Source organism: Echinicola sediminis, from assembly GCF_054777495.1.
The window spans coordinates 25,371-37,989 of record NZ_BAAHAP010000015.1 but is presented as its reverse complement, the minus strand read 5'-3'; the positions used below and the strand labels follow the sequence as shown (position 1 = coordinate 37,989).

The 12,619-nt window shown below is 43.6% G+C and carries 11 protein-coding genes; 5 read left to right on the top strand and 6 right to left on the bottom strand.

The window, feature by feature from the left end:
• The first annotated feature begins 56 nt into the window (after positions 1-56).
• The 5 genes from ubiE (at position 57) to ACYVAA_RS05860 (ending at position 4,949) form a co-directional block, all read left to right on the top strand.
• A complete protein-coding gene (gene ubiE / locus ACYVAA_RS05880; protein ID WP_460539458.1) occupies positions 57-779 on the top strand; it encodes a class I SAM-dependent methyltransferase in 723 nt (240 codons plus the stop codon).
• Positions 728-1,504 (top strand): type IX secretion/gliding motility protein PorT/SprT, encoded by a 777-nt coding sequence (porT, locus tag ACYVAA_RS05875; protein WP_460539456.1) that lies wholly within the window; start codon positions 728-730, stop codon positions 1,502-1,504. Before ubiE ends, porT begins: the two co-directional genes overlap by 52 nt.
• 98 nt (positions 1,505-1,602) lie before the next feature.
• The gene (locus ACYVAA_RS05870) at positions 1,603-1,917 is read left to right on the top strand and encodes a hypothetical protein (RefSeq protein WP_460539454.1); all 315 of its coding nucleotides are present in this window, start codon (positions 1,603-1,605) and stop codon (positions 1,915-1,917) included.
• A gap of 97 nt (positions 1,918-2,014) precedes the next feature.
• Positions 2,015-3,916 carry an ABC-F family ATP-binding cassette domain-containing protein gene (locus ACYVAA_RS05865; RefSeq protein ID WP_460539452.1) on the top strand — a complete coding sequence of 634 codons (1,902 nt, stop codon included), beginning with the start codon at positions 2,015-2,017 and terminating at the stop codon, positions 3,914-3,916.
• A gap of 1 nt (position 3,917) precedes the next feature.
• A complete protein-coding gene (locus ACYVAA_RS05860) occupies positions 3,918-4,949 on the top strand; it encodes a flavin-containing monooxygenase (RefSeq protein ID WP_460539450.1) in 1,032 nt (343 codons plus the stop codon).
• On the opposite strand, the gene ACYVAA_RS05855 is transcribed toward ACYVAA_RS05860, so the two are convergent.
• The 6 genes from ACYVAA_RS05855 to pyrF form a co-directional block, all read right to left on the bottom strand.
• Positions 4,946-7,381, bottom strand: coding sequence for a TonB-dependent receptor (locus tag ACYVAA_RS05855; protein WP_460539448.1), 2,436 nt, complete (start codon positions 7,379-7,381; stop codon positions 4,946-4,948). The two genes, ACYVAA_RS05860 and ACYVAA_RS05855, sit on opposite strands and share 4 nt — an antisense overlap.
• 189 nt (positions 7,382-7,570) lie before the next feature.
• On the bottom strand, positions 7,571-8,434 hold the full coding sequence (locus ACYVAA_RS05850; RefSeq protein WP_460539446.1) for a nucleoside phosphorylase: 864 nt from the start codon (positions 8,432-8,434) through the stop codon (positions 7,571-7,573).
• Positions 8,427-9,410, bottom strand: coding sequence for a rhodanese-related sulfurtransferase (gene trhO / locus ACYVAA_RS05845; RefSeq protein WP_460539444.1), 984 nt, complete (start codon positions 9,408-9,410; stop codon positions 8,427-8,429). The genes ACYVAA_RS05850 and trhO overlap by 8 nt, the downstream gene beginning before the upstream one ends.
• A 63-nt stretch (positions 9,411-9,473) precedes the next feature.
• Positions 9,474-10,109 carry an acetyltransferase gene (locus ACYVAA_RS05840; protein WP_460539442.1) on the bottom strand — a complete coding sequence of 212 codons (636 nt, stop codon included), beginning with the start codon at positions 10,107-10,109 and terminating at the stop codon, positions 9,474-9,476.
• A 59-nt stretch (positions 10,110-10,168) separates the two neighbouring features.
• Positions 10,169-11,461, bottom strand: a complete 1,293-nt coding sequence (locus ACYVAA_RS05835) for a DUF2851 family protein (protein WP_460539440.1) — start codon at positions 11,459-11,461, stop codon at positions 10,169-10,171.
• Between the two features lie 288 nt (positions 11,462-11,749).
• Positions 11,750-12,565, bottom strand: coding sequence for a beta/alpha barrel domain-containing protein (gene pyrF, locus ACYVAA_RS05830; RefSeq protein WP_460539438.1), 816 nt, complete (start codon positions 12,563-12,565; stop codon positions 11,750-11,752).
• Positions 12,566-12,619: the final 54 nt, after the last annotated feature.

Genomic DNA, 12,619 nt, shown 5'->3' with positions numbered 1-12,619 from the left:
ATTTTTCCATTGCTCGGGTTTACTTAGTAATATTGCGCATCCAAACAGTGAAACGAATGTCAGTAGTACCTTACAAAGACCAGCAAGAAGGCAAAAAAACTCAAGTTGCCAAAATGTTTAACAACATCAGCAAGCGATACGATTTGCTGAATCACATGCTGAGTTTGGGCATTGACATCATCTGGCGTAAAAAAGCCATCAAACTGCTGCAAAAAGACCAACCTAAACTCATCCTGGACATCGCCACCGGCACCGGAGATTTCGCTATCGAAGCGCTGGTCCTCAATCCCGAAAAAGTCATCGGCGTGGACATTTCTGAAGGGATGCTGTCTGAGGGAAAAAAGAAAATCAAAAACAAAAAACTCGATCACCTGATAGAATTGCAGATGGGTGATTCTGAAAAGTTGCTTTTTCCAGAAAATAAATTCGATGCTGTCATCGTTTCTTTTGGGGTAAGGAACTTCGAAAACCTGGAAAAAGGATTGGCGGACATGCACAGAGTCCTCAAACCAGGGGGAAAAACCGTCATTCTTGAATTTTCAAAACCTAAAAAGTTTCCATTAAAGCAAGGATACAATTTCTATTTCAAGTATATTTTACCTCAGATAGGGAAATTGATATCGAAAGATCAATCAGCTTACACCTATTTACCTGAATCGGTCCAGGCTTTTCCTGATGGAAAAGACTTCTTGGAAGTATTAAAAAAAGTTGGTTTTACGAATACAAAATGCAAATCGCTGACATTCGGAATAAGCTCAATTTACATTGGAGAAAAATAAGCCTTGCTTTATTTTTTCTTCTGTCATTGTCTTTTAAGGCTTTACCGCAAAGTCAAAATAAGCCCATCAACCTCTCAGGACAGGACAATAGGTTCATGAGCTACGGCTTTTTTCTGGCAGGCCACACATCCACACTCCGAATGAAGTACAGTGATGCTTTCATGGACCCGTCCCAGACCCAGCTTCGTCAAATCCAAAGCATCACCCCGGTATATTCCCCTGGCTTTGCCTTGGGCTTTTTGCTGACCTTAAGGCTGCATGACCAGTTTAATTTTTTGGCCACCCCAAAAGTTGGCTTTTACGAGTACCAAACAGATATCAATTATTTCAACACCAATGACGGCCCTGATTCAGAAGCAAGCGTCACCACGGAGACCGTGACCACAGAAGCCACCATGATAGAGCTTCCACTGATCTTCAAGTATAAATCCTTACGGTTCAACAACACCCGGATGTTTTTCATAGCCGGAGCCAACCCGATGTTCCGAACAAAATCCCAAGACGAGGCCGATGCGGATCCTTTGGTGATAAAAGGACAGGACGTGGCCCTGGAAATGGGCATGGGCTTCGACTTTTATTTTAAATTCTTCAAATTCTCCCCAGAAATCCGATTTTCACACGGACTTAGTAATCTTTACGAAGAAACCACTTCCGATCCTGCATTTGCAGGTGCCATTGAAGATCTTCGAAGAAAATCGATCACCGTTTACCTTAATTTTCAATAAACCGGATTTTCGCCCTAAATATTTATTCTCCCAAGCAAAAAAGTCAGGTCTGCTTTGTATATTGATGTTATCTATTCATTCATCAAAACATCCTGACCATGACCACAAAACAGAAATCATCATTTGAAGAGGTCGAGCATCTTCTTCAGGAAATCGGTCACAAAATCGAGGAGCTGATCACAAAAGGAGCAGAACTAGGTGGAGAGGCAAAAGTAGAGGTGGAGAAAAAAGTAGAGGAACTAAAAAAGGACAAGGTTACTTTGGAAAAGGAATTTTCCAAGCGCCGAAAGGATTTTGAAGAAAAATACCAATCCAGAAAAGAAACCATCAGTCCCATGCTGGAAAAATCCAAAGAACATTTCAAAGCGGGGCTTAAAGAACTTACCGAAGCCGTCAGGACCCTCTTCCACTAAACCGCCGTTCTTAGGCTTTGAAAAAAAAGGCACAACTCCTCCCTCTTTTTAAAGAGCAAGGAAATGTCACAAGCATATTTTTTATGTAATTTTGAGCATGAATTACCTTTCAGTAGAAAACCTTTCCAAGGCTTTTGGAGAAAAGCCGCTTTTCAATAACATATCATTCGGAATAGACCAAGGGCAAAAAGTAGCCTTGGTAGGAATCAACGGAGCGGGCAAATCCACTCTGATGAAAATCATTATGGGCATAGAAGTCCCTGATGAAGGGAATGTAGCGATCAATCAAAACGTAAAAGTCGCCTATGTCCACCAAAACCCGGTTTTCGAAGGTCATCTAAGTATTTACCAAACCATCTTTTCTGACTCCTCCAATGAAACCCTCCAAACCATTGAGGCCTATCAAAAGGCCATGGTCAATGCCCAAGAGGGAAAAGAAAATGCTGCACAGCTCAATGAGCTCATGGAGAAAATGGATGCGCTTCAGGCCTGGGACTTTGAATACCAAGTAAATGAAATACTTGGAAAATTAGGCCTTCACGATACATCGCTGCCCGTGGGCAGCCTTTCGGGCGGTCAAAGAAAGCGGGTAGCCTTGGCAAAAGCCATTTTGGAAAAACCTGACCTGCTCCTATTAGATGAGCCCACCAACCATTTGGACCTGAAAACCATCGAGTGGCTGGAAGACTACCTTTCCAAAGCCAACTTAGCGCTTTTTATGGTCACCCACGACCGCTATTTCCTCGAAAAAGTCACCAATGAAATCCTTGAGCTGGATGCAGGGAAGATTTTCAGGTACACGGGAAACTACAGCTACTTCCTGGACAAAAAAGCAGAACGAAGGGAAATAGAAGCCACTGAACAGGAAAAGGCCAAGAGCCTCTACAAGAAAGAACTGGACTGGATAAGAAGGCAACCAAAAGCCCGGGGAACAAAAGCCAAATACCGCATCGATGCCTTTGAGGCTACCAAAGAAAAAGCTTTCCAGAAAAAAGAGGAAAGAGAAATCGACCTGCAAATATCCTCACAACGACTGGGCGGAAAAATCATTGAGATAGATAAGCTTTCCAAAAGCTATGAGGAGCTCCGCATTGTGGAGGACTTCTCCTACACTTTCAAAAAGGGCGACAAAATCGGTATTGTAGGGCCTAACGGTGCCGGAAAAACCACATTTTTGAACTTGATCACCGGCATGTTGCCGCCTGATTCGGGGGAAGTCACTATCGGACAGACCACCGCATTCGGATACTACCGGCAAGAAGAAAGTTCTTTTGATGAAGAAAAACGCCTGATAGATATTGTCAAAGAAATAGCCGAGGTGGTGACCTTGTCAGGAGGTAATACCATCACCGCTTCCCAATTCCTCAATAAATTCGGTTTTCCTCCCAAGCAGCAACATACCCCCATCGCAAAACTTAGCGGAGGTGAGCGGAGAAGACTTCAGCTGTTAATGGTGCTGATCAAGAATCCAAATTTCCTCATTTTGGACGAACCCACCAATGACCTTGACATCATGACCTTGAATACCTTGGAAGAATTTCTGGACTCCTTCCCGGGCTGCCTGATCATTGTGTCCCACGACCGTTACTTCATGGACCGCTTGGTGGAGCATCTTTTCGTTTTTCAGGGAGAGGGTGCTATCAAAGATTTCCCAGGAAACTATACCGACCTAAGGGAGTGGGAAAAGGAGCAGGAAAGCCTGGCTACTTCCATAAAACAGGAGAAAAAAGCAGAAGTAGAGACCACAAAATCCGCCGATCCCAAAAAGAAAAGCAACAAGGCTTCGTTTAAGCAAAAGCAAGAATTCAAACAGGTACAAGAACAAATAAACCAGTTGGAGGAAGAAAAAAGTGCGCTGGTCCAAAAGATCAACAAGGGCACTGAAGACCATGAAACCTTATTGGACTGGTCTACTTCAATTCAGACCATTACGGAACAGCTGGAGGAGCTGGAGTTCCGATGGCTGGAATTAAGTGAACTCGACGATATTATGGACTAATATGAAAGAAAAAGAGTTTGTAATCATAGGAGCGGGACAATGCGGACTGTCCGCAGGAAGACACCTCCAAAAGGCAGGTAAAGAGTTTATCATCCTGGACCAATACCCAGAGGTAGGGGATGGCTGGAGAAGACACTTTGAATCCTTGAGGCTTTTCACTCCTGCCGCCTATTGTAGTCTACCGGACCTTCCTTTAGCTCTGGCGCCAAAAACCCGGCCTACAAAAGACCAGATTGCAGACTATTTCTCCCGGTATGCGACCCATTTTGAGCTCCCGGTCCACAATAAGAATAAAGTTAGCCAAATCATCAAAGAAGGGGACAGCTTCCGTATTAAATCCACCTTTGAAGAGGTAATCGCACAAAAGATCATTATAGCCAATGGCTTTTGTCAGCTCCCTGTAATTCCCCCGTGGGCCGAAACTCTCAGCATACCCCATATCCACAGCCATCATTACCGCAACCCTATTTCCATTAAGGGCAAAAAAGTCCTAGTGGTTGGAACCGGAAATACAGCAGCCCAGATTATTGCCGAGCTGACCACTTACTTTGAAGTCCATTGGTCACAGGAACAAAAACCAAGGTATAAATCCTTGAATCTTTTTGGAAAAAACATTCTTTGGTGGAATCAAAAATTCAACCAACTGGACAAACCGGTCAGCAAAAAGGATATCGGTAAAAACAGCCCCATCTACCTTTATAACAACCTTAAAAGCAAAATCAAAAAAGCTAAAAGGCACCCGCAGGTAACCACATCCAACGGCTATCAAGTGACCTTTGATGATGGCAAAACCATGAGCTTTGACTTCATACTCTTTGCCACTGGCTATCAACCTGACTTTGGCTTCATCCAAATTGACGGTTTTGAGAATAACCAAGAGCAGCTTCGTGCCCAGCAGGGAATATCCGCTGTAAAGGGCTTATTTTTTCTGGGCATACCTTACCAAAGAACCAGAAGTTCTCATTTAATATATGGAGCACAAAAAGATGCTGAATTCATTGTTTCAAAAGCAATGGCCAAAGAAGCCGGTTAAAAATCCCCATCTTCATCACCTCCTCCTGCTCCACGGTCTCTTCCATTTTTCTTTTCCTTGAATCCGCCAAAACGATAGGTCAATGATAAGGTTAGGATCCTGGTTTCCCATTTAAACCGTCGATCTTGTAAAAAACGCGGATCCTCGGTGTGGATAATAAATTCACGAACATCAAACACATCGCTGAGATTTAAACTTATAGTCCCTTTCTTCTTGATAACATCCTTTCTCAGTCCCACATTTATCCCCCAAAACGGCTTGATTTCTCCTTGAGGCAAGACGATCGGCCCTCTGTAATTCCCCTGCACCTGCACATTAAGTACCCTTGGTACAGCCATATTGGACAGCAGGCTTACCGTCCAACTGAGATTGGAATTATCAAAGCCTTCTTGCAGATTATCCCCTTTGACCACGCTATAAAACAAATTCCCCGTCAAGGTTACATCCATCCAATCGGTAAACTGAAATTGGTTAATTAACTCCAGACCAGAACTGCTCCGGGTATTGATATTTTCACGCGTTTGGACCGTCACATTATCATCGTTGATCCTGGTAATCCTGCTGATAATATCAGTGGAATACCTGTGGTAAACCGTCGCATTCAGCAACCACTTTTCCCAGCCTTTCATATACCCAAGTTCATAACTGTCTGTGAATTCCGGATTAAGATAGGGATTGCCCGTTCTCACATTCAGTAGATCAGACACATAATACAAAGGTGCCAAATGCCAAATTCCTGGTCTGGAAATCCTCTTACTGTAGTTAGCGGTCAGCTCCTCTTCCTCTTGAAGAGTATAGCTGAAATAAACGCTTGGAAAGAGATTGAAATAGTTGTTTTCCACCTCCAGGTCTTTCCTTGCCTGAACGCCGAGCGTACGTGTAGCCTCCCCCCTCAGGCCCAATTGATACCCCAGTTTCCCCAGCTTGTTTCTATAAATCAGATAGGCTGCATAGACGTCCTCAGAAAAATCGAACTGATCGCTGATGGTATCATTTCTCACCAGTTCAAAATCAGATAACTGATCTCCGTTAAAAAACTCTTGGCTCCTCTCCCACGTCCCGAAGGTTCCCTTCAGCCCGGCTTCCAGTTTTGAATTTTTCCCAAAAGGTTTCTCATAATCTACCTGAAAAATATAAAGCTCACTGCTTCTCGGTCGATCATTAAGCTGGACCAGCCTCTTTTCAGGGACCTCCTGCATGGTCTCATCATAAAACAGTTGCTCGTAAGTATCCACCTGAGTACGGCCATCATTGGCATAAGACAAACTGCTATACAATTTATGTCCGGTAGAATCGATCTCCCAGGAAAAAGTCAAGCCTGTTTCAAAATTATGTCCGTCTTCATCTTCGTCCGCATTTCGGACATATAAGCTATCCAAACCTCCCTGACTATTGATACTTCGCTGGTTAAGCGTTTCCTCCTCTACTTCCTCGTTCATGTTGCCTTGGACATAAAACCCCAGCACGCTTCCTTCCGACAGGGTATAATCCAGTCCTCCACGGATGAGGTGAGAAACCTCCACTTCCTCATTATAAGAATCCTGGTCCAACAGCGGAGAGGCACCGTCCAAAAAACTGAACCTTTCTCCTTCACTTTTCCTGAACCGTTTTCTGTTCTGATAATTGTAGGAACCGAAAAAATTAAATTTCTCAGTTCCATAATTTAATACCAGCCCCCCAGCATATTTATCCCTTGTACCAATAGAAGCATTCACCTGCCCGTTAAAGCCCCTTCTCTCGTTCTTCTTCAAGATGATATTGATGATTCCGCCTACCCCTGCTGCATCGTAACGGGAAGAGGGATTGGTAATCAACTCCACTTCCTTGATGCTATTGGCAGGAAATTGCGAAAGGATGGCTTCTGTATTTTCTCCCGAAAGGTTGGAAGGGCGCCCATTGATATAAATAAGCACATTTCCGCTTCCACGCATGGTAATGCTCCCTTCTTCATCCACTTGAATGGATGGTAGGGTGGCCAAAAGTTCGGAGGCGGTGGCTCCTTCCGCGACAATGCTATTCTCCACATTATAGCGGCGCTTATCGATATCAGACTCAAACATGGAAGTAACTCCCTCCACCAACACCTCGTCTAAATCCTCCGTATCCGAGACCAGTTTGATCAGTCCAAAATTATAGGTGTTTTTCTGGCCTAAGGAAACCTGCTCGAAGTAACTCGTATAACCAATGAATCCCACACGAAAAAGATAATCACCCTGGGATGCATCAAATTCAAACTGCCCTTTCAAATCAGTCATTCCTCCCGTTACGACCGTTGAATCAGCGGATCTTAAAAGGGCCACATTGGCAAATTCCAATGATTCACCATCACTTTGATCTACTACCCTTCCCTTGAGGGTAGTTGTCTGAGCTAACAAAGAAAAGTAAGAAAAAAAAGCTCCTAATAACAAGGCACTTCGGTAAAGGCTTTTCATAGGAAAGGTTTGTCGGGGATAGAAACTACCAAGCTTTACAAAATACCACCTGAGGGAATAAGCCAACGTCCCGAGGAGCACCGTGAACAACCACTATTAAAAGTTTAACTTAATATTTTACTGGTATGTTTCACCATTCATCACAAATACCTGTGTACCAACACAAAAAAAAACCAACCCAACTCAAAATCAAATATTTTCGAGGGTGTGCACGATCAATCGCTCCACCACCTCATCAGCATCTTTGACAAACTCTTGACTTACCCTATTGGCTACGATCGCGTTTAGGCTCAGCACCCTATGGCCCAGCATTCTTCCCATGGCATAATATCCTGCCGTTTCCATTTCAAAATTGGTCAGCCTGAACCCATCTACATTTACCTTTGCCAAACGCTCCATAATATCGGGAATACTGGGCTTGAGCCTTACTTCTCTTCCTTGGGGACCAAAGAATCCGGGGCAGGTGACCGTGTTCCCTTTGATCATTTCTCCTTGGCATAATTTATCCAAAAGTGCCCTGTCACCTTCAAAACAATACGGTGTAAAGCCCAGCCCCAAAGCTAACTGTACCGCCTTGCCAATTTCCTCCTCCTTACCGGAACAGCTTGCCTGGTAATACTGCATCAACGTATCCAAACCCACACCGTAAGCAGAAGCGACCAAGGCTCCAGCAGGAATGTCTTCTTGCATACTTCCTGAAGTCCCCACCCGTACAATATCCAGGCTGGTCAACTTATCTTTGACCTTACGTGTTTTCAGATCGATGTTGACCAATGCATCCAACTCCGTCATAAAAATCTCGATATTGTCGGTCCCCATCCCGGTACTCATCACCGATAGTCTCTTGCCTCTGTAAATCCCCGTGTGGGTAACAAATTCCCTTTTGGCCACCTTCACCTCAATTTCATCAAAGTACCGCGATATTTTGGCCACCCTTTCTGGATCACCTACCGTAATAACACTTGAAGCCAGAAATTCTGGCTTCAAGTTTAAGTGATAGATACTTCCATCAGGGTTAATGATAAGTTCCGATGCTGGTATGGTTTTATTCATTAACAATGGAGTTTGTTTCTTTATGGTCCTGCTTTCTGTAAAAACCTTTGTAGGGATTATAACCGTTGGTGTTTTTTTGATAATAGCCTGTTCCATCGTAAGGACGCTTTTCCGGATGTTCCTTGCATTCCGCAGAACAAGCTCCTTCGTATTCCCTCCCGCAGTCTTCACATATCGGCACATGAATATTACATTCTGGATTGGCACAGTTCACCATCCTGTCCGAATGCTTGCCACAACAATGGCACACAGAGATCACCTTTGGATTGACTTTGTTTACATCAACGGCCACGCGATTATCAAACACATAACATTTGCCCTCAAAATCTTCTCCTCCGGCCTCCATGCCATATTTGATAATTCCGCCATGAAGCTGGTAAACGTCTTCAAAGCCTTGCTCCAAAAGGTAGGCGGAGGCCTTCTCACATTTGATCCCTCCAGTACAATAGGTCAGTACTTTTTTGTTCTTCAGATGCTCCAGCTCCTTTACTTTTTCTGGGAAGTCCCTGAAGTTTTCAATATCCAGCCTAAGCGCGTTCTTAAAATGTCCTAACTCATGCTCATAATTGGACCTGACATCCAAGATCACCACATCCTCGGCATCTTTAAGGGCTTTGAATTCGTTTGGCTCCAAATGCTTGCCTGTCCGTTTGTTAGGATCAATATGGCTGAGACTGGAATGAACGATCTCGGGTTTCACCCTTACATGGATTTTAGCAAATGCATGCCGGTCAAACTCATCCACCTTAAAGTCCGTCTTGGCAAATCGCGGATCGGATTTGACATATTCCATGTACTTCTCACAGTCTTCTTTCAAGCCAGAGACAGTTCCGTTCAGCCCTTCAGAGGAAATGATGATCCTCCCTCGGATATTGTTCTCAATGCAGAACAAATGATGTTCTTCCCTGTACGCTTCAGGATCCTCGATCTTTGCGTAGCAGTAATAAAGTAAAACGCTGTAATCTAATTTTTCCATAACTAAAGCCCTGTTTCCAGCAGGGTGTTCTGGTTTTAATGATTATGAAATATAATTAATTTCCTATTTAACCGGAGCTGCTGGGTTACCGAAAACAGTACTTTCCTCCTCCACATCCGCAATCACCACCGAGCCTGCTCCTATGCGGGCATTCTCCCCTACTTTCACCCCGGAAACCAAGGTCACGCCTGAGCCGATGAAGGCACCTTTGCCGATGCTCACACCGGAGTTGATCACTGCTCCTGCCCCCACTTGCACAAAATCCCCCAAAGTAGCTCCATGATCTACCAGTGCACCTGAATGGAAGATACAATGATTACCCACTGTAGTTCCTGCACCTATATTGACACGGGCATTGATGAAGTTACCGTGCCCTATGGCAGCATCTGTGGAAATATAGGCCGTCTGATGCACCGCATTGACCGGCTGAACTTTCCTTCTTTCATTCAAGAGCTTCACTAAAAATTGCCGGTACTTATTATCGTCCACTGCCACAAAAGCCTCACACTTCTTTCCTATCAGCTTTAAGTAACCGTCATCCTCGGGATTTCCCAATACAGGTACTGTATTGATTTCCGTCCCATGTAACTTCTCATCCTCCTCCAAAAAGCCATACACCACCACATCATTGCTGTTAAATATCTCCAAGGCGGGATGAGCAATACCTTTTGCCCCTAATATGATTACCGGTTTCTCCATTATCTTTTTTGGTTACAGCTGGCAAAATTACGGCAAAATCCCCATCCAACCAAAAAACGCTAAACCCTTGGCCTGAGCAGGTTTTGCCCTATTTTACAGTCCAGGCATTTTTTCTGGCTACAGTAGGTATGATGTAAACCGATCATCCCTTGGGAATCAAATGCATTTTCAGGCTTCCAGCCTTCTTCATGATACAAAGAAATAATGCTGTTTTCTTCCGCAGAAATACCCTGCAAAAAATCAAAACATTTCTCCCGCCAAACAAGGTCGTCCGTATATTTCCCAAAAGCATACCATAAAGGCACTATGAAGTTGATCCCCAATAAGCTGACGATTTGTTTACTCAAAACCCTGTTTTGGGGCTTTTGACTCTTTCTACTCAACTGATAATGGTGCTGCCAATAACTGTTGGGACTGACCTGAAAAACAGCCAACAGATCCTCCACAGTATTTATCTCATGGATCAACATACTGAACAAATGCGGACTATTCGCCAATACAGCAGCCAGCTGGGCAATCCTCACGGAAGGATAATTGCTGGGTCTTACCCGCATAAATTTCCATTCGGTGTCAAAAACCGGGTTTTCCAGCAGGTATTTCTTCCGATAAAAATCATATTCTTTTTTCACAAACCTGGTATAATCATCCGGCATCTCCTGGTCGGGAAACCCCGCCTGCCCCAACATCAGGGCTTCTTGCACCAAAGGCTGTCCTTCATGTTTCTTCAGCAGCCTGTAGGGCAATGATCTGGCGAGTTTTAACATTGGCTTGCTATTCACCTTAAAACCAAAACTGTAAAACAGCCACCTGTAAGCCACCTCCTCCCAATCTCCTGCCGTATTTTCTATTTCTTTCTGAATCAAACTGGATTTTTCGTGAAGCCTCTCCACTAAGGCCTTTTCTAGCATAGAAAACTTGATGATCCCTCTTACTTCAGGTAGAAAATCACTGCAAAGCAGCCCTTTATCCGCGGCAATCAATCGCTGATAATTTCTAAGTACATCCAAGTACACCTTTCCTTTTAGCTCCAAGGTGGGAATGACCGTTCCGTCACTCCTTGTTACCTCTGCATCGTGTTCCCAAACCACGTGCAAAATCACCGACTCATACTTACCGTCACCATCATGGCCATGGGCTTTCCAATCAGATGATCTTAGATGAAGTTCCACATTTCCGTGAAAGTCCATTTTACCGATCACCACTTGGGATTCGATGAAATCAGGCCCTTCATGAAAATTATGAAAACCTATTTTTTTGATGTCCAATGAAATCCCTGAAACCGTTGAAAGGCCCCGCTTTTCAAAATATTGGTATTTCCATACCGCATGGATAAAGTTTTCCTGAAAATTCATTTTACAAAAAAGTTAAGTTTAAAAAACAACCTCCTCAAAGCCAACACCTTCTTTAATTTACGGCAATTAATCTGAAACAAAAAATACTTCTGTTTTTAAGACACCAAAACAGATCAGGAAATTAGTTATGGTTATAATGGTTGTTGTGTTGGCTGATAAATAACCCATAACAAGGTTATTTAGGTCGGCTGCATATTTTAAACCAGAAGCAATAAAGGGGCAATCTGTCCTTTGCCCCTCTTATAAAGGTTACTACTGCTACTTTATATTATTGAAAATCTTGACCTCTTAACAATACCGGTCAAGAAGAGTAGTCATCTCCTGTTGGAGTTTTTCAGCTTCTTTTCTGGCCTTTTCAGCAAAGTCTTCTCCATTTGAAGCATAAATGACCCCTCTTGAGGAATTGACCAGCAGCCCACAACTTTTATTCATTCCATACTTGGCAACTTCCTCAAGGCTTCCCCCTTGGGCTCCCACCCCAGGAACCAAAAAGAAATGATCAGGAGCATATTTCCTGACTTCGGCAATCTTTTCTCCACGGGTAGCGCCCACTACGTACATCAGATTTTCGTCGGAGCCCCATTGCTGACTTTTCTCTAGCACCTGCTGAAAAAGAGGTTTGGCACCTTCGGTTTCCAAAACCTGAAAATCCTTGCTTCCTTCATTGGAAGTCAGCGCCAATAGGATCACCCACTTCCCATCAAACTCCAAAAAGGGGCTCACACTGTCTTTACCCATATATGGAGCGACGGTGATAGAGTCAAAACTCATTTGCTCGAAAAATGCCCTGGCATACAGTTTTGAGGTATTTCCAATATCTCCCCTTTTAGCATCCGCAATTGTAAAAATGTCTTCCGGAATGTACTCCAACGTCTTTTGTAAACTTTCCCAGCCCTTAGGGCCCATTGCCTCATAAAACGCAATATTTGGCTTGTAAGCTACCGCAAAATCAGCTGTTTGGTCAATGATCCGCTTGTTGAATTCATAAATAGGATCTTCCTCTTTTAACAAGTGAGCAGGAATTTTCGCCAAGTCCGTGTCGAGCCCTACACATAGGAAGGATGATTTATTTTGGATATTATTAAAAAGAGTCTTTTTGTCCATTTCTCTGATTGTTTCGGCAAAAATAAAAAAATGGCCCGGTACAAAACGAAAAAA